The sequence below is a fragment of the Nocardiopsis sp. Huas11 genome (assembly GCF_003634495.1).
Lineage (GTDB): Bacteria > Actinomycetota > Actinomycetes > Streptosporangiales > Streptosporangiaceae > Nocardiopsis.
In genome coordinates, this window is the sequence record NZ_RBKY01000001.1 from 4703136 (window position 1) to 4728545 (window position 25410).

27 protein-coding genes are annotated in these 25410 nt (G+C 73.3%); 19 read left to right on the forward strand and 8 right to left on the reverse strand.

What is annotated here, in order from left to right; genetic code table 11:
• Positions 1-7 precede the first annotated feature (7 nt).
• Both DFP74_RS35215 and DFP74_RS21160 read right to left on the reverse strand, forming a co-directional pair.
• The gene (locus DFP74_RS35215; RefSeq protein WP_121184027.1) at positions 8-652 is read right to left on the reverse strand and encodes an arsenate reductase ArsC; all 645 of its coding nucleotides are present in this window, start codon (positions 650-652) and stop codon (positions 8-10) included.
• Complete coding sequence (locus DFP74_RS21160; RefSeq protein WP_121184028.1) at positions 649-1329, reverse strand: helix-turn-helix domain-containing protein; 681 nt, start codon at positions 1327-1329, stop codon at positions 649-651. Before DFP74_RS21160 ends, DFP74_RS35215 begins: the two co-directional genes overlap by 4 nt.
• Positions 1330-1743: 414 nt before the next feature.
• Between DFP74_RS21160 and DFP74_RS21165 the strand changes: the two genes are divergently transcribed.
• Both DFP74_RS21165 and DFP74_RS21170 read left to right on the forward strand, forming a co-directional pair.
• The gene (locus tag DFP74_RS21165) at positions 1744-2631 is read left to right on the forward strand and encodes an MOSC domain-containing protein (protein ID WP_121184030.1); all 888 of its coding nucleotides are present in this window, start codon (positions 1744-1746) and stop codon (positions 2629-2631) included.
• A gap of 57 nt (positions 2632-2688) precedes the next feature.
• Positions 2689-3045 carry an FAD-dependent monooxygenase gene (locus tag DFP74_RS21170; protein WP_199725733.1) on the forward strand — a complete coding sequence of 119 codons (357 nt, stop codon included), beginning with the start codon at positions 2689-2691 and terminating at the stop codon, positions 3043-3045.
• Positions 3046-3101: 56 nt separating this feature from the next.
• Here the strand turns inward: DFP74_RS21170 and DFP74_RS21175 are convergent, their stop codons facing one another.
• Positions 3102-3725, reverse strand: a complete 624-nt coding sequence (locus DFP74_RS21175; RefSeq protein ID WP_121188409.1) for a TetR/AcrR family transcriptional regulator — start codon at positions 3723-3725, stop codon at positions 3102-3104.
• A 44-nt stretch (positions 3726-3769) separates the two neighbouring features.
• Positions 3770-4516 carry a hypothetical protein gene (locus tag DFP74_RS34550; RefSeq protein ID WP_233571086.1) on the reverse strand — a complete coding sequence of 249 codons (747 nt, stop codon included), beginning with the start codon at positions 4514-4516 and terminating at the stop codon, positions 3770-3772.
• 65 nt (positions 4517-4581) lie between these two features.
• On the opposite strand from DFP74_RS34550, the gene DFP74_RS34555 reads away from it, so the two are divergent.
• The 4 genes from DFP74_RS34555 (at position 4582) to DFP74_RS21195 (ending at position 7799) form a co-directional block, all read left to right on the forward strand.
• Positions 4582-4998 (forward strand): cytochrome P450, encoded by a 417-nt coding sequence (locus DFP74_RS34555; RefSeq protein WP_233571087.1) that lies wholly within the window; start codon positions 4582-4584, stop codon positions 4996-4998.
• A 189-nt stretch (positions 4999-5187) separates the two neighbouring features.
• Positions 5188-5751 (forward strand): DUF3887 domain-containing protein, encoded by a 564-nt coding sequence (locus DFP74_RS21185; RefSeq protein ID WP_121184032.1) that lies wholly within the window; start codon positions 5188-5190, stop codon positions 5749-5751.
• A 53-nt stretch (positions 5752-5804) separates the two neighbouring features.
• Positions 5805-6767: a CPBP family intramembrane glutamic endopeptidase gene (locus DFP74_RS21190; RefSeq protein WP_121184034.1), complete on the forward strand. Its 963-nt coding sequence runs from the start codon at positions 5805-5807 to the stop codon at positions 6765-6767.
• Between the two features lie 201 nt (positions 6768-6968).
• Positions 6969-7799: a MetQ/NlpA family ABC transporter substrate-binding protein gene (locus DFP74_RS21195; RefSeq protein WP_121184036.1), complete on the forward strand. Its 831-nt coding sequence runs from the start codon at positions 6969-6971 to the stop codon at positions 7797-7799.
• Between the two features lie 118 nt (positions 7800-7917).
• Here DFP74_RS21195 and DFP74_RS21200 read toward each other — a convergent pair whose 3' ends face one another.
• Positions 7918-8343: a hypothetical protein gene (locus DFP74_RS21200; RefSeq protein ID WP_121184038.1), complete on the reverse strand. Its 426-nt coding sequence runs from the start codon at positions 8341-8343 to the stop codon at positions 7918-7920.
• A 291-nt stretch (positions 8344-8634) separates the two neighbouring features.
• On the opposite strand from DFP74_RS21200, the gene DFP74_RS21205 reads away from it, so the two are divergent.
• From DFP74_RS21205 to DFP74_RS21225, 5 genes are read left to right on the forward strand one after another with little or no spacing between them, the layout of a single operon-like run.
• Positions 8635-10059 carry an ABC transporter substrate-binding protein gene (locus tag DFP74_RS21205; RefSeq protein WP_121188410.1) on the forward strand — a complete coding sequence of 475 codons (1425 nt, stop codon included), beginning with the start codon at positions 8635-8637 and terminating at the stop codon, positions 10057-10059.
• Positions 10056-11843, forward strand: coding sequence for an ABC transporter permease subunit (locus DFP74_RS21210; protein WP_199725734.1), 1788 nt, complete (start codon positions 10056-10058; stop codon positions 11841-11843). Before DFP74_RS21205 ends, DFP74_RS21210 begins: the two co-directional genes overlap by 4 nt.
• Entirely contained in the window at positions 11840-12853 is a 1014-nt protein-coding gene (locus DFP74_RS21215; RefSeq protein WP_199725991.1) for an ABC transporter ATP-binding protein, read from the forward strand. The genes DFP74_RS21210 and DFP74_RS21215 overlap by 4 nt, the downstream gene beginning before the upstream one ends.
• Before the next feature lie 44 nt (positions 12854-12897).
• Positions 12898-13716 carry an ABC transporter ATP-binding protein gene (locus tag DFP74_RS21220; protein WP_121184042.1) on the forward strand — a complete coding sequence of 273 codons (819 nt, stop codon included), beginning with the start codon at positions 12898-12900 and terminating at the stop codon, positions 13714-13716.
• The gene (locus DFP74_RS21225) at positions 13713-14972 is read left to right on the forward strand and encodes an MFS transporter (RefSeq protein WP_121184044.1); all 1260 of its coding nucleotides are present in this window, start codon (positions 13713-13715) and stop codon (positions 14970-14972) included. Before DFP74_RS21220 ends, DFP74_RS21225 begins: the two co-directional genes overlap by 4 nt.
• A gap of 46 nt (positions 14973-15018) precedes the next feature.
• Here the strand turns inward: DFP74_RS21225 and DFP74_RS21230 are convergent, their stop codons facing one another.
• The 3 genes from DFP74_RS21230 to DFP74_RS21245 all read right to left on the reverse strand — a co-directional run bounded on the left by DFP74_RS21230 (position 15019) and on the right by DFP74_RS21245 (position 17254).
• On the reverse strand, positions 15019-15201 hold the full coding sequence (locus tag DFP74_RS21230; RefSeq protein WP_233571089.1) for a hypothetical protein: 183 nt from the start codon (positions 15199-15201) through the stop codon (positions 15019-15021).
• Between the two features lie 374 nt (positions 15202-15575).
• On the reverse strand, positions 15576-16229 hold the full coding sequence (dhaL, locus tag DFP74_RS21240; protein WP_121188411.1) for a dihydroxyacetone kinase subunit DhaL: 654 nt from the start codon (positions 16227-16229) through the stop codon (positions 15576-15578).
• Between the two features lie 26 nt (positions 16230-16255).
• Complete coding sequence (locus DFP74_RS21245; RefSeq protein ID WP_121184046.1) at positions 16256-17254, reverse strand: dihydroxyacetone kinase subunit DhaK; 999 nt, start codon at positions 17252-17254, stop codon at positions 16256-16258.
• Positions 17255-17492: 238 nt separating this feature from the next.
• Here DFP74_RS21245 and DFP74_RS21250 point away from each other — a divergent pair, with 238 nt between their 5' ends.
• The 8 genes from DFP74_RS21250 to DFP74_RS21285 all read left to right on the forward strand — a co-directional run bounded on the left by DFP74_RS21250 (position 17493) and on the right by DFP74_RS21285 (position 25405).
• The gene (locus DFP74_RS21250) at positions 17493-18266 is read left to right on the forward strand and encodes a DeoR/GlpR family DNA-binding transcription regulator (protein WP_121184048.1); all 774 of its coding nucleotides are present in this window, start codon (positions 17493-17495) and stop codon (positions 18264-18266) included.
• 19 nt (positions 18267-18285) lie between these two features.
• Positions 18286-19686: a GntP family permease gene (locus DFP74_RS21255; protein WP_121184050.1), complete on the forward strand. Its 1401-nt coding sequence runs from the start codon at positions 18286-18288 to the stop codon at positions 19684-19686.
• Between the two features lie 9 nt (positions 19687-19695).
• Positions 19696-20997, forward strand: coding sequence for a four-carbon acid sugar kinase family protein (locus DFP74_RS21260; RefSeq protein ID WP_121184052.1), 1302 nt, complete (start codon positions 19696-19698; stop codon positions 20995-20997).
• A 10-nt stretch (positions 20998-21007) separates the two neighbouring features.
• Positions 21008-22030 (forward strand): 4-hydroxythreonine-4-phosphate dehydrogenase PdxA, encoded by a 1023-nt coding sequence (gene pdxA / locus DFP74_RS21265; RefSeq protein WP_121184054.1) that lies wholly within the window; start codon positions 21008-21010, stop codon positions 22028-22030.
• Positions 22031-22221: 191 nt separating this feature from the next.
• Positions 22222-22347 (forward strand): hypothetical protein, encoded by a 126-nt coding sequence (locus tag DFP74_RS34955; protein ID WP_255499584.1) that lies wholly within the window; start codon positions 22222-22224, stop codon positions 22345-22347.
• 166 nt (positions 22348-22513) lie between these two features.
• Positions 22514-23572, forward strand: coding sequence for a CPBP family intramembrane glutamic endopeptidase (locus DFP74_RS21275; RefSeq protein ID WP_121184056.1), 1059 nt, complete (start codon positions 22514-22516; stop codon positions 23570-23572).
• Positions 23573-23588: 16 nt separating this feature from the next.
• Positions 23589-24794, forward strand: a complete 1206-nt coding sequence (locus tag DFP74_RS21280) for a sensor histidine kinase (protein ID WP_121184058.1) — start codon at positions 23589-23591, stop codon at positions 24792-24794.
• A complete protein-coding gene (locus DFP74_RS21285) occupies positions 24791-25405 on the forward strand; it encodes a DNA-binding response regulator (RefSeq protein WP_121184060.1) in 615 nt (204 codons plus the stop codon). Before DFP74_RS21280 ends, DFP74_RS21285 begins: the two co-directional genes overlap by 4 nt.
• The last annotated feature ends 5 nt before the right edge of the window (positions 25406-25410 follow it).

Sequence of the window (25410 nt, forward strand, 5' to 3'; positions counted from 1 at the left end):
ATCGTGTTCACACGGCGATCTCGAGCTCGGCCAGGAGGACGCGGACCCGCTCCTCGACCTCGTCGCGGATCGATCGGACCGCGGTCAGGTCCTGGCCGTCGGGGTCCTCCAGAGTCCACTCCTCGTAGCGCTTGCCCGGGAAGATCGGGCAGGCGTCTCCGCAGCCCATGCTGACCACGACGTCGGCCGCGCGCACCACCTCGTCCGTCCACGGCTTGGGGAACTCGGTGGCGATGTTGATGCCGACCTCCTTCATGGCCTCCACGGCGGCCGGGTTGACCTCCTGGCCCGGTTCGGAACCGCCCGACCAGGCGATCGCGCGGTCCCCGGCCAGGTGGCGGAAGAAGCCCAGTGCCATCTGGCTGCGTCCGGCGTTGTGTGTGCACAGGAACAGCACGACAGGGCGGCCGTCGTCCACTTTGTTCTCGACCCGGGCGAGCGCGCTCAGTCGTTGGCGGGCGAAGCGTTCGGCCAGCAGCGGAAGGAACTGGGCGATGGTGGCTCGGGCCGCGAACTGGTCGTAGCTGGAGTGCAGGAACCTCTCGATGGTCTCGGTGTTGAACACCCCCGTGAACTCCTCGGCGAGGTGGGTGGAGGCGACTTTGAGGCTGTACCGCTGGTCGACGGTGAACTGGCGGGGCTGGTCGGTCATGGTGTTCCTTCGGGGTGGACGGCGGGTGCGAGCCGCTCGATGCGGTCGTTGATCTCGGCGTAGGCGTCCTCGAACGCCTCGTCGGTGCCGGTGCGCACGGGGTCGGGGACCGACCAGTGCAGGCGCTCTCGTGTCCGGGACAGTTCCTCGTGGGCGCTGTCGCAGACCGCCACGACCAGGTCATCGGGGCGTAGCACGTCCGTGACGTGGGCGGTGTGCTCGGCTTCCAGACGAAGCCCGTGGCGGCGGGCGGCGGCAAGGGCGCCCGCGTGCACGTGCTCGCCGGGGCGGGTCCCCGCCGAGGCAGCGGGAACCGTGCTGCGGTGCTGCCACAAGGCGGCGGCCAGTTGGGAGCGAGCCGAGTTGCGGGTGCACACGAACACCACACGCGGGGCGCGCAGCAGGGAGGCCGGGACCAGAGCGCCGAACACCTCGGGCAGCAGGCGGATGTAGACGCGGCGGTGGTCGGCCTCGGAGCGGGACCGGGTGACCAGTCCCGCCGACTCCAGCACACGCAGGTGATGGGCGATGAGGTTGGAGCGCATCTGGAACCGATCGCCCAGCTCCGAGGGCGAGGCGTCCCCGGAGCACAGGGCGTCGGCGATGGCCAGGCGGGCGGGATCGGCCAGGGCGGCGTGAAGCGCGGCCCGCCGCTCCAAAGGAAGCTCAGTATTCATTGAGTCAATATTTGCTGAGCTTCCTTGAGTGGTCAACGGTCTCCACCGGGTGTGCGCCTGATGTTCGCCCGGCCGCCACCTCGAGCACCGTTCACGCACCGCTGCCCAGCTCACTGCGGGCCGCACTCCTTGTCATCTCAGGACGAGCCGTCCCATGCCGCCGCCCAGGCGGGTGTGGAGGCGGCAGGGGCCGATGTCGGTGGGGTCGGGGTCGGTCCGGAGTAGAAGGCCCCGAGAATCCCCGTGCCTACCGACCTTTCCTGCCGGAACCGGCCACTCAGGGCCCTGGCGCGGTGACGCACCTGGAAACTCCTTTCGAGGCGAGCTCCGAAGTGCTTGGATCACTGCGGGGCAGAGGACATCGCGCCAGGGGGACCGACGTTCTCCTGTGGCCGCCGACCGGAGGAGGGGCACATGGCCGCCGTCGTGGAACTGATCTGCTATCCCGTCAAGGGATGCGCGGGCACATCGATGAGCGATGCGCTCCTGACGCCGGCGGGTCTCGCGTATGACCGCAGCTTCATGGTCATCAGCGAGGACGGGGTCTACCGCACCCAGCGACGTCACCCCCGCCTCGCCCTGATCCAGCCCACCGTGAGCGCCGACGGAACCCGGCTCACACTCGACGCAGCTGACTCAGCCGACGCTCCGGGCCGATACGGAACGGTGGGCGTCGACGTGACGACGTCCCTGCCGCGCCGCGACGTCGACCTGTTCGGCGCCACCTTCCAGGGGATCGACCAGGGCGACGACGTCGCGGTTTGGCTCTCAGAGTTCCTCGGCACCCCCAGCCGTCTGGTCCGCGTGCCGCCGGAACACGACCGAGTCACCGATGGTCTGACCTCTGGTCGCTCTGGCTACGCCGACAGCAGTGCCGTGCACCTGCTGTCCCGCGCCTCTCTTGCCCTGCTCAACCGGCGGATCGCCGAGCGCGGCGCACCGCCCCTGCCGGTGAACCGCTTCCGCCCGAACATCGTCGTCGACAGCCGCCCCGGCGCCGGTCATGAGGGCGGCGACGGCGACTGGGCCGCTATGCCGAACGCCGAGGACCGCGCACGCCGTCTCACCATCGGCGAGGCCGAGCTGGGCTATGCCAAGCTCGCGGTGCGCTGTGCGGTCACGCTGGTCGAGCAGGAGGCCGGGACGAGGCAGGGACCAGAACCCCTGCGCACGCTCGCGAGCTACCGACGCGCGGCGAGCGGGGGCGTGGTGTTCGGCGCGAAGTTCTCCGTGCTGCGCCCCGGGAAACTGTCGGTCGGCGACGAGGTGGCCGTCCAGGAGTGGGGCGAGGCCGAACTCTGAGAGAGCGAGTCCGAGGGGGCGGATGGCTTTGCTGATGTCGACGGCTGGGCCGATCCCGTGCTCGACCTCCTCCGCCACGGCAGTACCTTCGTCCACCGACCCGTCCACGCCCTGCCCGAGTCCCACACCTGGGCCCACGTCCCCGGAGTGACCCTGCTGGGCGACGCCGCCCACCTGATGCCGCCTCTGGGAGCGGGAGCGAACCTCGCGATGGTGGAAGGCGCCGAGCTCGCCGAGGCCGTCGCCGCCGCTTCCGGATCAGCGGAGCTGGACGAGGCCGTCCGTGTCTTCGAGGAGCGGATGTGGGCGCGGGCCGGGCAGTGGGCGGGAATCACCGAGGCGGGTCTGCGGCGGCTCGTGAGCCCGGATCCCGCCGAGGCCCTCGCCCTCTTCGACGAGGTCCAACCCGCCTGACCGCCTTGAGCGTGAGCGCCGGCTCGGACACTCGCCGAGCCCGGCGCGCTCGCTGCTCAGTAGGAGGCGCGCGCGGCCTCGATGACCCCGTGGACCGCCGCGTCGATGCGGGCGGCGGCCTGGTCGGGATCGGGACGGTCGGCGTCCAGCCACGCGATGGCGCCCTCGATGGCCACGATGAAGACCATGCGGGCGGCCCAACGGGCCCAGGCGGGCTCGGGGATGATCTCGCGCAGCTGGCGCAGGGCCAGTTCGGTGGAGGCGTGGGTCAGGTTGTCCGTGAGGTCGCGGAACTCCGGTTCGCGCGCGGCGTGCTGGAACACCAGCCGGAAGCCGTCGGGGTCCTCGGCTGCGGCGTCGAGGAAGGCGGGGATGCTCTGGTCGGTGAAGTGGTCGGTGCCCACACGTTCGCCCAAGCGGGCGCAGGCGTGATCCAGGGCCGCCCGGTACATCTCGCTCTTGGACTCGAAGTGCCGGTAGAGCAGCACGCGGCTGATCCCGGCCTCCAGGGCCACGTCGTCGAGACTGGTGTCGGCGTAGCCGGTGCGGGCGAAGGCGCGCGTGGCCGCGTCCAGGATCTGTGCCCGCCGCTGCGCCCGGGGCAGCCGACGCACGGGTTCGGACTCGGTTCCGGTTCCGGCCGCAGAGCCAGACCCGGTTCCGGTTTCGGTTTCGATCATGGGCTCACCGGACATCGGCCACCTCCTTTTGTTGACTTCAGAGTCTACATGCTGTCTTGTTTAAAGCAGAGTGTACAAACAAGAGTCAATGAATGGAGGACACCATGATCCCGCGATTGCCCTTCGAGCGGCCCGGGCCGCTGGCCGCTCCGCCCGAGCTGGAGCGCCTGTGCGCCCAGGCTCCCGTCCATCGCGTCCGCACTCGAGTCGGCCACGACGCCTGGCTCGTCACCGGTCACGACGAGGTCCGCGCACTGCTCGACGACGATCGCCTCGGCCGCGCTCACCGCGACCCGGACCGCGCCGCCCGCTCGGGGGAGTCCGCGCTCTTCGGCGGGCCGATGGGCGACTTCGACACCGAGAAGGCCGACCACACCCGGATGCGCGCCCTGCTGCGGCCCCACGTCACGCCCAAGCGGATGCGGCTCCTGGCCCCGCGCGTGGAACGGCTCGCCGTCGAGCTCATCGAGACCATGGAGCGCGGTCCGCGCCCCGCCGACCTGCACGAGGCCCTCGCCGTGCCGCTGCCGATCCAGGTCATCTGCGAACTCCTCGGGGTGCCCTACGCCGACCGCGGGCGCTTCCGCGAGTGGAGCCTGGCCGCCGGCGACGTCACCGACCGCGGCCGCTCCGAACAGGGCCTGGGGGCGCTCTTCGACTACGGGCTCACCCCGGTCGCCGCCAAACGCCGCGAGCCGGCCGACGACGTCATCTCGCACCTGGCCGCCGACCCCGACGTCGAGGACACCGAGGCCGCAGGGCTCGCCATGGCGCTGCTCTTCGCCGGGCACGAGACCACCGTCGTGCAGATCGGCCTCGGTGTGCTGAGTCTGCTCGCCGACCGGAGCAGTACCGGGTGCTGGTCGCCGATCCCGACCTGGTGTCCGGGGCGGTGGAGGAGATCCTGCGCGCACCCCGTAAGGGCGGCGACGGGGTCCCGCGCTACGCGCGCGTGGACTTCGAGATCGCCGGGGTCGAGATCGCCGCCGGTGACCTGGTGCTCTGCGACCTCGGTTCGGCCAACCACGACCCGGACGCCTTCCCCGACCCCGACCGCGTCGATGTCACTCGCAACGCCGGAGCGCACCTCGGCTTCGGACACGGCATGCGCTACTGCATCGGCGCGCCGCTGGCCCGGATCGAACTGCGCGCCGTGCTGGAAGGGCTCACGCGGCGCCTCCCCGAGCTGCGTCTGGCGGTGGCCGTCGACGAGCTCTCCACCCGTAGGGACGTTCTCACCGGAGGGCTCACCGCCCTGCCCGTGACGTGGTGAACGGTCTCCCTCTCCGGCAGGCGCGCGGCGCATCCGCCCAACTCTGAGCCCTCACGGTGGAGGACACACCCGGCTGGGCGGCATCGCACACCGTCGCGCTCATTCTCTTGACACACAGCCCGGTTGTAAAGCTATCCTTTACATGTGCAAGAACGATTGACAGATGCCCTGCGGGCCTTGAAAGAACGCATGGACGCGTTCCTCGCGGCACGTGTCCTGACGGAGGACGACGACTGGGCCGACTCGATAGGTCGTGCCGTGAGCCTGCAGGCGGCCGCCGATGACGTCGTGCGTGCCGTCGTGCAGCAGGCGCGCCAGGACGGCGCTACGTGGCAGGTCATCGGTGACGCGCTCGGCGTGAGCAGGCAAGCGGCGTTTCAGCGCTATGGCAAACCGATCGATCCCAGAACAGGAGAACCCATGAACACCACGCCACTCCCCGGCGTTGCCGAGCTGGCCGCCTCGACGATCGAGGACCTCGCTTCCGGGCAATGGGCGCGTGTCACCGAGCGGTTCGATGCGACCATGCGCGATGGCCTGTCGGAGGACGCGCTCGCGGCCGCGTGGGCACAGATCGTCGGCCTGTCAGGAGCCTTCGAAGGGCGTGGAGAGCCGGAGGTCGCCCGGGCCGGCGACGTGACCATCACGAACACGCCACTCTCGTTCGAGGCGGCCGACTACACGGCACGGATCGCGTTCCGCGACGACCGCACCATCGCCGGTCTGCACATCCTGGAAGGGCAGAAGTCGTGACCAACGAATCTCCGAGCGGATCGAAGACGACCACGCCCCGTGGCGGACCCCGCATGAGCGGCCGAGACCTGCGATCCATCAGTGTGTTCACCGCCCTGGCGTTCGCGCTCGCCTGGCTCTTCGCGCTCCCTCTCTGGTTCGGTGACGGACTCGCCAGCCCCTGGTTCGCCCCCGTGGCGACCGCCACGATGATGACCCCCGCGATCGCCGCCCTCGTCGTCGTCTTCTTCGTGGAGCGGCCGCGGCAGAAGGCGTGGACGCTCGGACTGTGGCCGCTGAGACCGGTTCGCAGACTCCTCGTCTACTCGGCGCTGGGAATCTTCGTGCCCATCGCGCTGGTCCTGGTGGCGCTCCCGGTCGGTGCGCTGCTGGGGGTCTATCCGGCCGACTTCACGAACTTCTCCGCTTTCCAGCAGGCCCTCGACGAGCAAGCGGGTCCCGCAGGAGCGGCCGAGATCCCGATACCGATCGGCGCGCTCATCGCCCTCCAGATCGCGATGCTCCCCTTGGCGGCGTTCATCAACCTCATCCCGGCGCTGGGCGAGGAACTCGGGTGGCGAGGGTGGCTGCTCCCGAAACTGATGCCGCTCGGTACACTCCCAGCCCTTCTGGTCTCTGGCGTGATCTGGGGCCTTTGGCACGCCCCGCTCATCCTCCTCGGGTACAACTACCCCGACGCACCGGGCCGGCTCGGCTTGACCGCGATGGTCTGCATGTGCGTCCTGGTCGGCGCGGTCTTCGGCTGGCTGAGGCTCCGATCGGGATCCGTGTGGCCCGCAGCCCTGGCACATGCCGCGTTCAACGGTGCGGGCGGGACCTACCTCCTTTTCGCCGCGGCGGGAGAGCACGTCGACACCACGCAGGCGACGATCCTCGGCTGGAGCGGGTGGATCGTGCCGCTCGCGCTCGTCGTGGTCCTGATCGCCACGGGACAGTTCGCTTCCGCGAAGCACCCGTCCACCCCGCCGTCGAAGAAGGGGGGTCTCCCCGCACGCCCGGCGCCACCGGAGGGCTGACCGCCCTGCCCGTGACGTGGTGAACGGGCTTCGGCGGGGAGCCGGGCGCGGGGCACGGTGTGCGGTTGCCCACTCGAGCGGTCCGAACAGGGCGAACGGGCGTCCGACTCATTTAGCATCAAATTAGTAGGAAATACGCGGTGGCCTGTCGAACCCCCCGGGGCCGCCCGTCCGCACCGCACACATTGAGGGTTCACCGCCATGCGTCGCACCACTGTCATCGCCCCCGCCGCCCTGGTCCTGCTGGCGGCGACCGCCTGCGGCGCCCCTTCCGAGAACGCGCCCGCCGGCTCCGGTGAGGACGCGCTCGTGGTCGGCGCGACCGCCGTGCCCGCCGGCGACCTGCTGGAGTTCGTCGACGCCGAGCTGGCCGCCGACGCGGGTCTGGAGCTGGAGATCCACGAGTACTCCGACTACATCGCGCCCAACAGTGCGCTCGCAGAGGGGCAGCTGGACGCCAACCTCTACCAGCACGAGCCGTTCCTGCAGGAGTTCAACGAAGGGCACGGGGCCGACCTCGTCGCGGTCGACCAGGTCTACCTGCCTCCGCTGGGGCTGTACTCCTCCAGCGTGGACGCCGTCGAGGACCTGGGGGAGGGCGCCGTGGTCGCGCTGCCCAACGACCCCACCAACGAGTTCCGGGCTCTGCTGCTTCTGCAGGAGGGCGGCCTCATCACCCTGGCCGAGGGCACCGACGAGGGCTCCTTCTCCCTCGACGACATCGAGGACAACCCCAAGGACCTGGAGTTCCGTGAGGTCGAGGCGGCCCAGCTGCCCCGCTCGCTGGACGACGTCGACGCCGCGATCGTCAACAACAACTACGCCCAGGAAGCGGGTCTGGACTTCGAACAGGACAGCATTCTGCTCGAGCAGGTCGAGGGCAACCCCTACGTCAACGTGCTCGCGGCTCGCGCCGACAATGCCGACGATCCGCGTATCGCCACGCTCCTGGAGCTGCTGACCTCGTCCGAGGCCACGCGCTTCCTGGAGGAGGAGTACCAGGGCAGCATCGTCCCCGTCGCGGCCGAGTAGGCCCGGACACATCGGGCGCAGGTGGACCGAGTCGAGTGCCGGTCCGCGATGAGCCGGCCCCTCGTGTGAGTGCCGTCCGTCCGGGCGGGCGCGGTCACGCCTGCCCGGACGGGGCCGGTCAGTCGCAGTCGCGGTCGGGGCGGTCCATCATCAGGGTCAGGCCCGCTCCGAGCATGAACGAGTCCTTGGCCATCCCGATGCCGTCCGGGGTCGGGCGGACGCTGCCCTCGCGGCGCAGGCCCGGGGTGCGCAGGTACACGCCCAGCAGTCCCGCGGCGAACGCGGTCAGCCCGGCGCCGGCCAGACGGCTCGGCACGATCGGCAGCATCAGCGAGGCGCCCAGGGCCATCTCCCCGGCGGAGACGGCCTTGACGAAGTCGGCCGGCGCCACCTTGTCGAGGAACGGGTAGGCCCCGGCGGCCATGCCGTGCAGGCCCTGCGCGGTGGCCTCGTCGGCGTCGCGCTTGTCCCAGCCGGAGTTGAAGATGAACGCGCCCGTGGCCAGGCGGACGGGCAGGTGGTGCGGCTTCAGGGGCAGCTTCATGTCGGCTCCATGTGCGGTCAGCACTCGGTCACTGTGGGTGGGAACGATGCTAACGGCGGTGGGTCCTCGGCCGGCGGTCCCACGCGGGGCGGTGAGGCCTGTGGCGGCTCGGTGAAGTGTGTCACCCCAGGTCCGGAATGTGAATGAAAACGGTTTTCATGTGCTAATTTGAGGCTTCTTCGGGGCGCCCGCAGGTCCGCGCCGCCCCTCCTCCGCACCCCTGGAAGTCACCCCGTGCACCACCACAAGGCCCTGCCCGGCGCCGCGCTGGCCGCGGCCGCCGTCCTGCTGATGACCGCCTGCTTCCCCGCCGAGGAGGAGGCCGCCGACGGCCGGATCTCCGTGGCGATGATGCAACCGCCCAGATCCGGGCTCACCCCGCTCAGCGACGACGCCTTCAAGCTGTCCCGCTGGAGCACCGCCGAGACCCTGGTCAACCTCGACGAGGCCGGCGACCCCCAGCCCGGACTGGCCACCGACTGGGCCCAGGTCGACCCCACCACCTGGACCTTCACCGTCCGCGAGGGCGTCACCTTCCACGACGGCACCGAGCTGACCGCCGACATCGCCGCCGACGCCCTGGCCCACGCCGCCGCGGCCTCGCCCAAGCCGCGCATCCTCGACGGCGTGGACCTGGACGTCAGCGCCGAGGGCGACACCCTCACCGTCACCACCGCCGACCAGGACCCCCTGGTCCCGCAGCGGCTCTCCTCGCCCCAGCTGTCGATCCTCGCCGAGAGCGCCTACGACGGCGACGCCGTCGACCCCGTCGGCACCGGCAGCGGCCCCTTCGAGATCGTTGAGGTCAACGGCACCACCTCCGCCCGCCTGGACCGCTTCGACGACTACTGGGGCGAGCCCGCCCAGGCCGCCGGCATCGACGTCAGCTTCGTTCCCGACGGCACCGCGCGGGCCGCCGCCCTGCGCACCGGCGAGGCCGACATCGTCGAGTCCGTGCCCACCTCCCAGGCCGCCCTGCTGGACGAGGGCACCGTCACCGAGGTCCCCATGCCGCGGACCAACACGCTCTACCTCAACACCGAGCAGGGCCCCTTCACCGACCACGCGACGCGGGCTGCCGTCCGCGAGGCCATCGACGCCCAGGCCCTGGTCGACGGTGTCTACGAGGGACGCGCCGACGTCGCCGCCGGGCTGCTGGGCCCGGCCATCCCCTGGGCGGCCGAACGCCCCGAGCGCACCGACGCGGTCGAGGCCGCCGACCCCGACGGCACCGCCATCACCCTGGCCACCTTCACCGACCGCGCCGAGCTGCCCGAGGTCGCCACCGTCCTCGAACAGCAGCTGGAGGACGCCGGCTTCGAGGTCGAGCAGGTCGTGCGCGAGTACGCCAACATCGAGGAGGACGCCCTGGCCGGGGAGTTCGACGCCTTCATCCTCTCCCGCGCCACCGTCCTGGACTCCGGCGACCCGGCCGCCTACATGACCAGCGACTTCTCCTGCGAGGGCTCCTTCAACATCGCCCAGCTGTGCGACGAGGACGTCGACGCCGCCCTGGAGGAGGCCGAGAGCGCCCCCACCGGCGACGAGCGCCGCGCCGCGATCCTGGCCGCCGAGGCCGCCATCCTGGACACCGACGCCGCCCTGCCGATGCTGCACGAGCGCGTCCTGCAGGGCGACGCCACCGGCGTCGTCGACTCGGCCAAGGACCCGCGCGAGCGCCTGCTCATCACCCCGCAGACCCACCTGGACCGATGAAGGACACCGCACCGCCCCGGCGGCGCCCCGCGCGGGCCCGCCGGGCCGCGCCCCTGCTGACCCGCCTGGCCGCGCTCGCCCTCATCACGGTCGTCGTCGGACTGCTGCCCTGGCTCTCGGGTCGCGACCCCGCGCTGTCGCTGCTGCGCGCCCGGTCCGCCGAGCAGGAGCCCACCCCCGAGGCCCTCGACGCCATCCGCGACGAACTCGGCCTCGCCGAGGGCCCTGCCGCCCTCCTGGGCTCCTGGTTCGCTGGTCTGCTCCGCGGCGACCTGGGCGCCTCCTGGATCTCGGGCACGCCCGTGCTGCCGTCCGTTCTCTCCGCCACCGGGGTGTCCCTGACCGTGATGGGTGCGGCCCTGGCCGTCGCCCTGCCCGTGGCCGCCGCGCTGTGCGCCCCCACCCTGGTGCGCGGCGCCCGCGGCACCCTGCGGCCGGGCGGTTCGGGCACCGGCGCCGCCGCGGCCGCGCTCACCGCCCTGCCCGAGTTCCTCATCGCCATCGTGCTGATGCTCGTGTTCGCGGTGGGGCTGGGGTGGTCGCCGCCCTACGGCTGGAGCGGACCCGAACACCTCGTCCTGCCCGCCCTGGCGCTGGGCATCCCGGCGGGCGGACTCCTGGGCCGGCTCGTCGACGACGCCCTGCCCGCCGTGTTCGCCGAACGCTGGGTCGGGCTGTGGACCGCCTCGGGCTGTTCGCCCGGCCAGATCGCCGCCGCGGCCCTGCGCCGCGCCACCCCCGCCCTCGTGCCGCAGCTCGGCATGGTCGCCGTCGGACTGACCGGGGGAGCGGTCGCCGTGGAGACCATCTTCACCGTGCCCGGCATCGGCCGCACCGCCCTGGGCGCCGCCCAGGCCCAGGACCTGCCCGTCCTCCAGGGGTCCGTGCTCGCCCTCGTGCTGCTCGGCACCCTCGCCGGGGTCCTCGCCCAGGCCGCGCACCGCCGCCTCCTGGGCCGGAGCCTGCGCGACGCCGCCCTGTCCCTGGCCCCGCCGCCCACCGCGCCCGCCGGACCCCTGCGACGGGCGGTGCCCGCCGTGTGCGCGGCCCTGCTGCTCACCGTCACCGCGTGGGGCCTGGCGCGCGACGCCCTGACCGTGACCGTCGCCGACCGCCTGCTGGGACCCTCCTGGGCGCACCCTCTGGGCACCGACGCCGTGGGCCGCGACGTCCTGGCCCGGCTCGGCCACGGAGCGGTGTCCACCGTCGGGGTCGCCGTCCTCGTGTGCGCGGTCAGCCTCGCCATCGCGCTCGTGGTGGGCTTTTGGCCCTCCCTGGCCTCCGGCGCCGCCGAGGCCGCCAACGCCCTGCCCCCGGTGATCGCGGGCATCCTCGTCGTCGCCGTCATGGGCCCCGGCACGCTCGGCGCCTCGGTCGCCATCGCCGTGGTCTCCTGGCCGCCGCTGGCCGCGCACGCCGCCGCGCTCGTCCAGCAGACCCGCGCCGCGGGCTACCTCAGCGCCCAGCGCGCCATCGGCGCCGACGACCGCTGGATCCTGTGGCACCACATCCTGCCCTCGGTCGCCGGCCCGGTCGCCCGCCACGCCGTGCTGCGCCTGCCCGCCATCGCCCTGGCGCTGGCCTCCCTGGGCTTCCTCGGCCTGGGCGCCCAGCCGCCCTCCGCCGAATGGGGGCTGAGCCTGTCGGAGTCCCTGGTCTACGTCGAACGCGCGCCGCTGGCCGCCCTGGCCCCGACCGCGATGCTCCTGCTCCTGGCCGCCTTCGCGGTCTCCCTGTCGACCCTGCCCGGCCGGGCCCACACCCAGCGAGGACGGACACCGTGAACCAGCCGCTGCTCTCGGTCCGCGACCTGCGCGTCACCCTGCCGGGCGAGCGCGGCACGGTGCTGCCCGTCGTGCGCGGGCTGTCCTTCGACGTCCACCCGGGCGAGGCGCTCGCGCTCATCGGCGAGTCCGGCGCCGGCAAGTCGATGGCCGCCCGCGCCGTCCTGGGGACCACCCCCCACGGCGCCACCGTCACCGGCAGCGTCCGCCTGGGGGAACGGGAACTCGTCGGCGCCGGCCCCCGCGCACTGCGCGCCGTGCGCGGGCGCCGCGTCGCACTCATCCCCCAGGACGCGCTCTCGGTCCTGAGCCCCATGCACACCGTGGGCGGGCAACTCGTGCGCGCCCTGCGCGCGAACCGGCGCCTGAGCCGGGCCCGGGCCCACGAGCGAGCGGTGGCCGCCCTGGACCGGGTCGGCATCCCCGACGCCGCGCGGCGCGCCCGCGCCTACCCGCACGAGTTCTCCGGCGGCATGCGCCAGCGCGCGGTCATCGCGATGGCCATGGTCAACGAGCCCGAGGTCGTCTTCGCCGACGAACCCACCACCGCCCTGGACCCCCGCACCAGCGGGGTGGTCCTCGACCTGCTGGCGGACCTGCGACGAGAGACCGGGACCGCGGTCGTGCTCATCACCCACGACCTCGCGGTCGTCCACGGCCACGCCGACCGGGTCGTGGTCGCCTACGCGGGCCGCCACGTCGAGTCCGGTCCCGCGGGCCGGGTCCTGACCGAGCCTCGGGCGCCCTACACGGCCGGACTCGTCGCCGCCGTGCCCCCGCGGGAGGCCACCGACCGCCGCCTGCCCGCCATCGGCGGATCCCCGCCCTCGCCCGCGGCCCTGCCGCCGGGCTGCGCGTTCGCCCCGCGCTGCCCGCTGGCCGACGCGCGCTGCGAGGCCGACGCGCCCGACCCGGTTCCCACCGGCGACCCCGCGCATCTGGTCTCCTGTCACCACTGGCGGGACGTCCCGGTCCCCGCGCACACCCTGTTCTCCCGGGCCGCCGTATGAGCGCCGGCCCGGACCGCCCCACACCGCACCCGGAGGGAACCGCGATGGACGACGACCACCTCCTGCTGCGGGTGCGCGACCTGGTCGTGCGCTACCCCGGGCCCGGCCGCGACCCGGCCGCCCCGGCCGTGGACGGCGTCTCCTTCGACCTGCGCCGCGGACACACCCTGGCCCTGATCGGGGAGTCCGGATCCGGCAAGTCCAGCACGGCCGCCGCCGTCACCGGACTACTGCGCCCCGAGTCGGGCTCGGTCCGCTTCCGGGGCGAAGAACTGACCACCCTGCCCGAACGGGAGCTGCGCGCCCTGCGCCCCGCGCTCCAACCGGTCTTCCAGGACCCCTACGGCTCGCTCAGCCCCCGCCTGCGCGTACGCGAGGCCGTCGCCGAACCGCTGCGCGTCCAACGGCGATGGGACCGCGCCACCGGACCCGCCCGGGTGGACGCCCTGCTCGAACGCGTGGGTCTGGACCCCGCGCTGGGCTCGCGGCTGCCGCACGAACTCTCCGGCGGCCAGTGCCAGCGCGTGGGGATCGCCCGCGCCCTGGCGTGCGAGCCCGAGGTGCTGGTCCTGGACGAGCCCGTCTCCGCGCTGGACGCCTCCGTGCGCGCCGGCGTGCTCAACCTGCTGACCGACCTCCAGGACGAACTGGGGCTGGGCTACCTGTTCATCTGCCACGACCTCGCCCTGGTCCGGCACGTGGCCCACGACGCCCTGGTCCTGCGCGAGGGCCGGATCGTGGAGTCGGGGCCCGCCCGCCGGGTGTGCACCGAGCCCGAGCACGCCTACACGCGCGCACTCGTGGCGGCCGTGCCCGAACCGGCCCCGACCACCGGACCCGGACCGGTCGCGAGCGCGTCATGACCGCGACCGCCCTCCGCGGCCGGGGAACGCTGCGCGAACTGCGCGGACTGGGCAGCCTGATCTGGCTCCTGGTGGGCTCGCAGGCCGCCTTCAACGTCGGCTTCTTCGTCGTCCTGCCCTACCTGGCCGCCCATCTGGCGGGCACGATCGGGCTCGCCGGATGGCTGGTCGGCCTGGTCCTGGGCCTGCGCACCTTCAGCCAGCAGGGACTGTTCGTCGTCGGCGGCGCCCTCACCGACCGGTTCGGGCCACGCCCGGTGGTCCTCATCGGCTGCGTGCTGCGCGTGGCCGGGTTCGCCTGGCTCGCCGTGGCCCAGCGCACGGGGGCACTCATCGCCGCGGTGCTGCTCATCGGATTCGCCGCCGCCCTGTTCTCCCCGGCCGTGGAGACCGAGGTCGCGCGCCAGGCCGTGCGCCACGAGCGGGCCACCGGCATCCCGCGCACGCGCGTACTCGGGCTGTTCTCGACGGCCGGACAGGCGGGCACGCTGGTCGGCCCGCCCCTGGGCGCGCTCCTGCTGCTCGGCGGTTTCGCGACCGCGTGCCTGGCGGGCGCCGTGGTCTTCACCCTCGTGCTCATCGCCCACCTGCGGTGGATGCCGCGCGCCGGGTCCGATGTCGGACCCCAAGGGGGCGGCGAAGCGACCCCGCGAGAGCGACCGCGTCTGGGGGAGGGCGTGCGCGAACTCCTCTCCCACCGCCCCTTCCTGCTGCTGTGCCTGGGCTACAGCGGCTACCTGCTCGCCTACAACCAGCTCTACCTGGCCCTGCCCCAGGAAGTGGAGCGCGCCACCGGCACCCAGACCGCGCTGGGCTGGCTGCTCGCGTGGGGGTCGCTGCTCTACGTCCTCGTGCAGATGCCCGTCCTGCGCTGGATCGGCGACCGCCTCTCCCGGCGGGCGGTCCTGCGCACCGGTCTCCTGCTCCTGGCCACGGGGTTCGCCGCCGCGGCCGTGCTGACCCCCGTCACCGCGGCCGGCGGGCTGCTGCCCTCGGTGGCCTTCGTCACCGCCCTCACCCTCGGACAGGTGCTCATCGTCCCCACCGTGCGGGCGTGGGTCCCCGACCTCGTCGACGGCGCCCGGCTCGGCCTGTTCACCGGTGCCCTGTCCTCCGCCTCCGGTCTGGCCGTGCTGCTGGGCAGCATCCCCGCCGGAGCGCTGGTGGACCGGGGCGGCCCCGCGTCCTGGCTGATCATGGCCGCCGTGCCGCTGGCGGCGGCCGCGTTCGTCCCCCGAGCGCCCCGGACGGCCTAGATCCGCACCGGCGGCGGCCACGCCCACGCGTGACCGCCGCCGGCCCTCACTGTGCCTCGCCCGCCCGCGCGAACTCCGCGCGCAGCCGGACCACCTCCGAGGGCTCCCACCCCGGGCCCGGAACACTGGAGACCAGCATCCGGGTGTAGGGGTGCTCGGGCCGCCGCAGGACGTCGTCGCAGGCGCCGTGTGGACGCCGTGCTCGCGGCTCCCCACACCCCACCGGCATCGTCGTGGTCGACGCCCTGGTGCAGTCCGTGGCCACCGTGGACGCCGACCGCGCGGTGGAGTCCTCCCACGAGCTCACGGCCCTGCGCGCCCGCCTCGGCTACTGACCCCCGCTCGGCGCGCTCGGCCGGGCCGGTCCGCCCGGGAGTGAGGCCGCCTCAGCCGTCGACCGCCGTCCCGCGGCGGCCGTTTCCGGCCGGTGTCCCGTGAGCGGGGACGGACTCACGTCGTGGTTCGCCCCTGGCTCAGGGCTCGTCTTCGCTGTGCGGACCTGATCGGTCCCGGGACCCCGGCCGACCGCCGCCCGGCGACCCAGGCCGGGCGGACCCGGCCGGACCGGGCGGGGTTCCGGTCCGGCCGGGGGTTCCGGTTCGGCTACCGGGCCTCGTCCGCCTCCTGTGTCACGCTCGCGTGCGCGGCGCGGAAGAACAGCCCGATCGCGACGGCGCCGGGGTCGGGCGCGCCCAGGGCGGCATCGCCCACGTAGCTGGTGCGCCCCTTGCGGCCCAGGAGTTCACTGGTGCCCTCGGCGCCGGCCTCGGCCGCCTCCGCGGCCTCCCGCAGCCCTTCCGCCAGGCTGCGGCCCTCCGCCGCCGACCGCTTCAAGGACTCCGCGGCCGGAGCGATCGCGTCGACCATCGTGCGGTCGCCGACCTTGGCCGCGCCCAGCCGGGTCACGGTGGCCCATCCCCGCTCCGCGGCCTCGGCCACCCCGGCCAGGGTCATGGCGGGCGTGCCGTTGCCGGCCTTGGCGAAGTCGCGGAACCACATGCCGAACAGCGGCCCGCTGGTCCCTCCGCTGTGCGACAGGAAGGTGTCGCTCAGCGCCTGGAAGGGCGCGCCGGGGGAGTCGGGCCGCTCGGGCAGGGCGGTCAGCGACCGGCGCAGGCCCGTGACCATGTTCGTGCCGAAGTCGCCGTCGCCGCTGCGGCGGTCGAGGTCGGTCAGGTGGTCGTCGGCGTCGGTGATCGCGGCGGCGAAGCCGCGGACCCACAGGTCGGCGTGGGCGGGGCTGATCTGGTCGGCCATGGCGGATCTCCCGGGGTCGTGGCTGGTCACCAGGTGAGGGCGGGCGTGGACACGGGCGCGTCCCACAGGTCCAGGAACTCGTCGTCGGCGCGCACCAGCGTCACCGAGCAGCCCGCCATGTCCAGGGACGTGACGTAGGAGCCCACCAGGGAACGGGCGACCTCGATCCCGGCGCCCTCCAACAACGCCTTGACCTCGCCGAACACGCCGTACAGCTCCAGGTCGTGGGTGGCGCCCAGTCCGTTGACGATCACGGCGACCCGTTCGCCGCGGCCCAGGTCCAGGTCCCGCAGCAGCGGGGCGGCCATATCGGCGACGAGTTCGCGCCGCGGACCGAAGGCGCGCCGCTCGCGGGCACGCTCCCCGTGGATGCCGACGCCGAACTCGACCTGGTCCTCGGGCAGGTCGAAGGAGGGGCGGGACTGGCCGGGGTGGGCCCCGGCCGCCAGGGCCACGCTCAGCGTGCGGCTGCCCGCGACCACCCGGCGCCCGAGCTTCACCAGCTCCGACAGGTCCGCGCCGCGCTCGGCGGCGGCGCCGCAGACCTTCTCCACGGCCACGACCGCGGCGGTACCGCGCCGGCCGGGGCCGTCGGCGTCGTCGGTCTCGGTGGCCAGGTCGTCGTCGACCAGGGCGATGTCGCTGTGCACGCCCTCGTCGGCCAGCAGCTCGCCGGCGATGCGGAAGTTGAGCACGTCGCCGGTGTAGTTCTTGACCACGTGCAGGACGCCGCGGCCGGTGTCGGCGGCCAGTGAGGCGGCCCGGATCTGCATGGCGGTGGGGGAGGCGAAGACGGCGCCCGGTACCGCGGCGTCGAGCATGCCCCGGCCCACGAAGCCCACGTGCAGCGGCTCGTGTCCGGAACCGCCGCCGGAGAGCACCGCCACCTTGTCCGGGGCGGGTTCGGCGCGCACCACGTAACTCGGCTCGCGGTTCCAGCGGACGTGGCGGGGCCATGCCGCCGCGAATCCTTCCAGGGCCTCGGGGACCACGTCCCCGGGATCGTTGACGAACTGACGGCGCATGGGCGGCTCCCGCTGTATGACCGCTGTGTTGCCTGGCGCCCCCACCCTAACGGCGGACGGCGGCCGACACACGTCCCCGCGGTGAACGGTCCCGCGGTCCCCGCAGGTCGCGGCCGTCCGGTGGCCCCACAACCGAGTTTGCTCATTTCAAGCAAATTTCGCATGAACTCTTGTGATACATGCTCATAAGGAGCAATATGAGCTGCGCAACATGCGCGAAACGAGCAGAGGAGCGGACATGCGGCATCAGGGACTGCTGGACGCCGTCACCGACGGCATCCAGCGTGTCGAGGACCTCGCCCGCGAACTCGGCATCAGCCCCTCCACCGTGCGCCGCGGCCTCACCGAACTGGAGAGGGCCGGCCGGGTCGTGCGCACCCACGGCGGCGCCGTGCCCGCGCCCGCGGGCGGCGAACTCTCCTGGAGTCAGAAGGGACTGCGCAACGCCGCCGCCAAACGGCGCATCGCCGACCACGCCGCGGCCATGGTCGAGGACGACCACGTCGTCCTGCTCGACGCCGGCAGCACCACGACGTTCGTCGCCGAGCGCCTGGCCCGGCGCTACGGGCCCACCGTGGTCACCGCCGGAGTCGGACCCATGACCGCCCTGCACGACGCCGAGGGCATCGAGCTCATCGTGGTCGGCGGACGCGTGCGCCGCCCCCGCGGCTCGATCGTGGGCGACTACGCCCACGGCGTGCTGGACCGGCTCACCGCCGACATCGCCTTCGTCGGCGCCGACGGCCTCGTGCCCGGACGCGGCCTCAACTGCCCCAGCCCGGAGATCGCCGCCGCCAAGGAGCTGCAGATGCGCAGCGCCCGGCGGGTCGTCGTGGTCGCCGACTCCACCAAGGTCGGCCGCGACGAGGACCCCTACTGGGCGGTCGTCCCCGGCCCCTACGCGCTCATCACCGACGACGCGCTCGACCCGGCGGCCCTGGCCGCCCTCGAAGCCGACGCCTCGTGTACCCCCCACCTCGTTCCGGCCGCCGAAGGCACCGCGCCGGAGTGATCCCCCGAAAGGTCGTGTCATGGAAGTACAGCTCCTCGCCGCACTCCTGATCGGCGTCGGCGTCGTCGTCGCGGTCATCCTGTGGACCCGGCTGGACGCGTTCGTCGGACTCCTCGCCGGCGCGCTGGTCACCGGCGCGGTCGCGGGCGTGCCCCCGGCCGAACTCATCGAGTACATCACCACCGGCTTCGGCAACACCCTCGCGGGGATCGGCATCGTCATCGCCCTGGGGGTGATGATCGGCACCGTCCTGGAACGCAGCGGCGGCGCCGACGCCCTGGCCAAGGCGTTCGTGCGGATGGCCGGCAAGGGCCGCGAGGACGTCGCGATGACCGCCACCGGCGCGGTCGTGTCCGTGCCCGTCTTCTGCGACTCCGGCTTCGTCATCCTGCACCCCCTCGCCCGCTCCCTGGCGCGCCGCTACGGCCGGTCCCTGGTGACCATGAGCCTGGCGCTCGCGGGCGGTCTGGCCGTCACCCACCACCTCGTCCCGCCCACCCCCGGCCCGCTGGCCGCCGTCGGCCTCCTCGGAGCCGACCTGGGCACCACGGTCCTGGTCGGCGCGGCCATGGCGATCGTGCTCATCCCCGTCGTCGTGGCCTACGCCCGCTACATGGGCCCGCGCCTGGAGGCCGACGTCGAGCACGAGCTCGTCCCCGAGGCCGTGCCCGCCGGATCCACCGAATCCGCCGGACGCACCGGCGGAGCCGACGGCACGGGCTCCGCCCCTCGCGGCATCGACGAGGAGCCCCCGGACCCGGGCGTGAGCGCCCTGACCGCCGCCCTGCCGCTCGTGCTGCCGTTGCTGCTGATCGTCGGCAACACCGTCACCGCCGCCATCACCCAGGGGAGCCTGCTCGCCGACGTCTTCGGCTTCGTCGGCACCCCCGCCATCGCCCTGCTCATCGGCCTGGTCATCGCCGTCTACGCCCTGCCGCGCCGCGGCACCGGACGCCGCGAGATCGTCGGCTGGCTCACCGCGGCCGCCGCCTCGGCCGGCATGATCGTCTTCATCACCGGCGCCGGTGGCGCCTTCGGCGAGGTCCTGCGCCAGTCCGGTGTCGGCGACGCCCTGGCCGACGCCGTCTCGGGCTGGCCGGTGCCCATGTTCCTGCTGCCCTTCGCCATCGCCACCTTCGTCCGCCTGGCCCAGGGCTCGGGAACGGTCGCCATCATCACCGCGGCCACCCTGAGCGCGCCCATCGTGCACGCCGCGGGCGTGGACCCCGCCCTGGCCGTGGCCTCCGCCTGCGCCGGATCGTTCGTCTTCTCCTACGTCAGCGACTCCTACTTCTGGGTCGTCACGCGTTTCACCGGCCTGTCCGGCGTCGCCGCGATGAAGATGTGGAGCGGGATGACCACCCTGCTGTGGCTGGCCAGCCTGCCGCTCCTGGGCGTCGCCGCCCTGATCCTGGGATAGGAGGAGACCATGGCACGGATCCTCGTCCTGGCCGACGACCTGACCGGCGCGAACGCCACCGGCGCGCGCTTCGCCCACGGCGGCATGCGCGTGGCCTCGGTCGACGCCGCCCACGCCGCGGAGGCCGCCGAGGTCTACGACGTGGTCGTGGCCAACCTCGACAGCCGCCACCTGGCCGCCGCCGAGGCCGCCGACCTCGTGGGCTCCGTGGTCCAGGGGCTGTGGCCGGCCGACCTCGTGGTCAAGCGCACCGACACCACGCTGCGCGGCAACGTGGGCGCCGAGGTGGAGGCCGCCTGGCGTGCGGTGCGCGAGCGGGTCCCGGCCAGGCGAAGGGTCCGTGTCCTGTTCGCCCCCGCCCACCCCGCCTCCGGGCGCATCACCGCCGACGGCGTCCAACTGCTCGACGGCGTCCCGCTGGAGCGCACCCAGCTCGCCCTGGACCCGCTCAACCCGATGACCACCAGCGTGGTCGCCGACATCCTCGCCGAGCAGACCTCCCTGGCGGTGCGGCACGTGACGATCGGCGAGGTCACCGGGCGCGGCCTGGCCGACGCCCTCGCCGCCGGAGACGAACCGGTCGTGGTGTGCGACGCGGTCACCGAGGAGCACCTGGCCGACCTCGCCCGCGCCGCCGCCGAGGTCCACCGCCGGGACGGCACCGTGTGGGTCGCCGCCGACCCCGGCCCGTGCGGGGCGATGCTCGCCCGCGCACTGGGCCTGCGCGGTCGGGCACCGGACCCCGGCCCGCTGCTGGCCGTCGTGGGCAGCGCCACCGAGCTCTCCCGGCGCCAGCTCGACGTCGTCGCCCAGGACCCCGCCGTGCGTTTCGTCGACGTCGACCCCCTGCGGTGCGTCGACGATCCCGCCTACCGCGCCGACACCGCGCTGGCCCTGGCCCGCGCGCTGTCCGAGCACCGCTTCCCCGGGGCGGTGGTCGTGCGCACGTGCGCCTCGGCGCGCGACGTCGTGCGCATCCCCGCGGACCGGCGCCGCGCCCTGCCCGGACGGCTCGCGGACCTGGTCGTCGAGGCCGCGGCCGCGAGCGCGCCCAGTGCCCTGTTCACCAGCGGGGGCGACGTCACCTCCGCGGTCCTGACCGCCCTGGGCGTGCGCGCCCTGGACGTGGGCGGCGAACTCGTCCCGCTGGCCGTCTACGGCCGGCTCGACGGCAGCCCCCTGGACGGCGCCCCGATCATCACCAAGGGCGGGCTCGTCGGCGACGACGGCACGCTCGCCCACTGCCTCGCGCGCCTGCGTGAGGCGGTCCACGACAGCCGACGCGCGGTCACCACGCGCGTTCCGCACTGAAGGAGCAAGCATGACCGAACGCCCGATCCTGGCCCTCACCGTCGGCGACCCCGTCGGCATCGGCCCCGAGATCACCGTGCGCACCCTGGCGGAGGTCGCCGGGACCGCCCCGGCCCGTGGGGTGGTAGTGGCCGACCCGGCGGTCCTGCGCCGGGCGGTGGCGGTCCTGGGCCTGGACGCGCGCGTGCGCGCCGTGGACTCCTGGGACCTGCCCGCGGAGGAGGACGGCGTCATCGACTGCCTGGACATCGGCGTGCTCGGTGAGACGGAGCTGGCCTGGGGGGTGGTCGACGCCCAGGCGGGCCGGGCGGCGGTCCGCGCGATCGAGGTCGCCACCGAGGCGGCGATGGCCGGTCACGTCGCCGGGATCGTCACCGGGCCGATCAACAAGGAGGCGATCTGGGCCGCCGGCAGCCCCCACCTGGGACACACCGAGATGCTGGGCGCGCTGACCGGGGCCACCCGCCAGAACACGATGTTCGTGGTGCGCGGCAAGAAGATCTTCTTCGCGACCAGGCACGTGTCACTGCGCGGGGCGCTGGACCGCATCGACGCCGACCAGCAGGTCGAGGCGATCACCGAGGCGCTGACGGCGCTGCGCGTGTTCGGCCACGACGAACCCACGCTCGCGGTCGCGGCGATCAACCCGCACGGGGGCGAGAACGGCGCCTTCGGCGACGAGGAGATCCGCCACCTGGCTCCGGCGGTGGAGCGGATGCGCGCCACCGGCGCCGACGTGGTCGGCCCCGTCCCGGCCGACTCCGTCTTCCACCGGCTGCTCACCGACCACTACGACGGTGTCCTGTCCCAGTACCACGACCAGGGCCACATCGCGGCCAAGACCTTCGACTTCGACGGCACGATCTCGGTGACCGTGGGCCTGCCCATCCTGCGGACCTCGGTCGACCACGGCACGGCCTTCGACATCGCGGGCAAGGGCATGGCCGACCACGGCACGATGCGCTCGGCCTTCCTGCACGGCGCCGACTTCGCCCGCTTCGCCGACCGCATCCGGCGCGAGTACGCGGTCTAGGCCGTCCGTCCGCCATCGGGGGGCGGGCCAAGTAAGCCCGAAAGGGGCAAGCCCGGCTCACTCCGTGATGTGAGCCCGTGTTGGGTTGCGGTCCGGTGAAACCCTCACCCTCCTGACCAGCCTGGCTACCGTGTCCGCGACCCCCCCGTTCTGGAGAGGGCCGCCGGTGACCTCGATCGAGCGCACGGTACGTGGCCGACGAGTGGTTCACCGCCACCATCGACGCCCACGCCGAAGGCCTGAGCGCCTACCTGCGCGACGCCTTCGCCGCCGACGCCGACCGCCAGGAGGCCCGAAAGGCGCGCGAGGACCGCTGACCGATCACCGGCGCACGCAGGCCGCTGAGGGTTCCCCACTGCCCCGAGCCGACGCGTGTGCACGGTCCGCCCATGACATCTGTCATGGGCGGACCGTGCACCTCGGGGAGAAAACCCATGATCGGCGACACTCTGTCACGGATCGGCTCCGGCTTAGGTTCGAGGCATGAACCCCAACGACGACCGTTTCCCTCCGGCCCCGCCATCCGCCGACGCGGCCGAGGCGTTCCGCGCGCACCCGCACACGGGAGCGGCACGGACTCCCGCACCCACCGACCAGGCCGCGCCGACCCCGCGTCGGCGCGGACCGCGGCCGGTCCCGCCCGGCGTGGAGTACCACCGTGTCCTCGCCGGAGACAACCGCCGTATCGCACGCGGCGTCCTCGCCATCGTGCTCCTGGTCGCGGGCCTGTTCGTCTTCAGCTTCGCCGCCTCCCAAGCCGCCGTGCTCATCGACGCCCGGATGGGCAGGACCAACCCGGCCGCGGGCGGCACCGACTACACGCCGCTGTACCACGGCCTGACCATGTTCGCGCTCGCCCTGCTCATCCCGTGGAGCATGCTCATCCAACGGTGGCTCTACGGGGTGCGGGGCGCCTCGCTGCACTCGGTGCTGTCGCGCTTGCGCATCGAGGTGTTCGGTAGGGCGCTCCTGATCATCGGTCCCATCTGGCTGGTGCCCACGATCATCCTGACCGTCTCGATGCCCGCCGAGCAGACCTTCTGGTCGACCACCGACCTGATCGCGATCTTCGCCTTGACCCTCCTGCTGACCCCGCTGCAGTCGGCCGGTGAGGAGTACGGCCTGCGCGGACTCGTCCTGCGGGTCGCCGGGAGCTGGAACCGCGGTCCGCGCACCGCGCTGGTCGTCGGTATCCTCGTCTCCAGCCTGTTGTTCACGAGCCTCCACGGCGCGGGTGATCCCTGGATCAACCTCTGGTACTTCACGCTCGCCGTCAGCCTGGCCGTCATCACCTGGCGCACCGGCGGCATCGAGACTGCGGTCGTCATCCACGCGCTGCTCAACACGCTCACGTTCCTCTTCGCCATCGCCCTGCACACCGACCTGGGTGTCGCCGCCACGGACCGGTCGGCGGGCACCGGTTCGGCCGCGCTGCTCGTACCCAGCGTCATCGTCGCCGCGATCGCGGCGGTGGTATGGCTGCGCTCGCACAGGACGGGGCCGGCCCTGACCCCCTCGGACCCACACGCCGTGCGGGTCTGACGGGACAATGATGGCCATGAGCGAGTCACCGCTGGTCGGCGCACGCAAGTTCGAGGCCTACGTACGCTGGTCCACCTACGGCGTCGTCACGATTCCGGTCGTCACCCTGTTCGGCTCCGTGCTGACGGCCGAGCGGACCGCCGGCGTGGACCCCGCGGACCCGGCGGCCGCGCTCGGGTTCGTCCTCGCGCTCGCCCTGACCGTCGGAAACGTCGTGGTCGTCAACTGGAGCATCGACACCGTCGTCGGCCGCGCACGTCGCCCGCCCCTCGCCGTGATCGCGGTGTGGGTGCCGGCCCTGGCGGCGTTCGCCGTCGTGGTGCCCGTGATCCCCCTGCCCGCGATGGGGGTGACGCTCGCGGCGGCGCTCGCCTCGGCCGCCGCGAGCTTCGTTCCCGCCCTCGGTGCACGCCCGGCGCTCGGCCTCAACGCGGCGGTCCTGGTCATGGCCCTGCTGCTCACGGGGTTCTCGGACCTCCCGGTGCTGGTGACCGGCGCGATCGTGATCAGCGGCGTCCTGTGGGCCTGCTGGTCGAGCGCGTGGATGCTGCGGGTGTTGCGCGAGCTCCAGACGGCACACGAGACCCGTGCCGCACTGGCGCTCGCGAACGAGCGCCTGCGTATCTCGCGCGACCTGCACGACGTGTTCGGCCGGACCCTGGCGACGATCGCGGTCAAGAGTTCCCTGGCCTCAGAGCTCGTCCTGCGCGGCCGCGGCGCGCGGGCCGCGCAGGAGATCACCGAGGTCCGGCGACTCGCCGAGGAGGCAGGAACCGAGGTCCGCCAGGTCGTGCGCGGTGAACTCCACACGAGCTGGGACGACGAGGTGTCGGGCGCGCGATCGCTGCTGGCCTCCGCCGGCATCCGCTGCACGGTGGTCGGCGACCCCGTGCCCGAGGAGTGCGCGCAGGCCCTCGCGTGGGTCGTGCGCGAGGGCGTCACGAACGTGCTGCGCCACTCGGCGGCGGCGCGGGTCACGCTCGCGAGCGCGCACGAGGAGGGACACGTACTCCTCACCATCGCCAACGACGGGGCCGGGACCACCGACCCCGCGCGGACCGGCGGGGGTGAGGGCGCCGTCGCGACCGCCACCGGGGGTACCGGGCTCCGCGCGATGTCCGAGCGTGTGCACGCGCTCGGCGGGCACGTCACCACCCGCCGTGACGGAGACTGGTTCCTGCTCGACGCCACCGTCCCGCTCCAGGAGGAAGGCCCCGCATGACGCGCACGACCCGCATCCTCGTCGCCGATGACGAACACCTCATCCGCGACGCCATCGCCGGTCTGCTCGACCTGGAGGACGGCTTCGAGGTCGTCGGCCGGGCGGCCTCCGGTGACGAGGCGCTGGCGACGGCCCTGCGGGTCCGTCCCGACGTGGCTCTGCTCGACCTGCAGCTGCCCGGCCCCGACGGGATCGAGGTGACCCGGCGGCTCGCCGGGCAGCTGCCCGACTGCCGCTGCGTCATCGTGACCTCGCACGGCCGGCCCGGCTACCTGAAGTCGGCACTGGCCGCCGGCGCGCGCGGCTTCCTGCCCAAGACCGTCTCCTCCCGCACGTTCACCGAGGTCGTGAGCAACGTCGCGGCCGGTGGACGCTACGTCGACCCCGAGCTCGCAGCCGAGGCGATCAGCGCGGGCGACTCCCCGCTCAGCCCGCGCGAGGCCGACATCCTCGCCCTGGCACGCGACGGCGCGCCCGTCGAGGAGATCGCCAGGCGCGTCTCCCTCTCCCGGGGGACCGTGCGCAATCACCTCGCGGCCGCCATCGCCAAGCTCGACGTCTCGAACCGGCACGAGGCCGCGCGCGTCGCCGCCGGGCACGGCTGGATCTGAGCCGG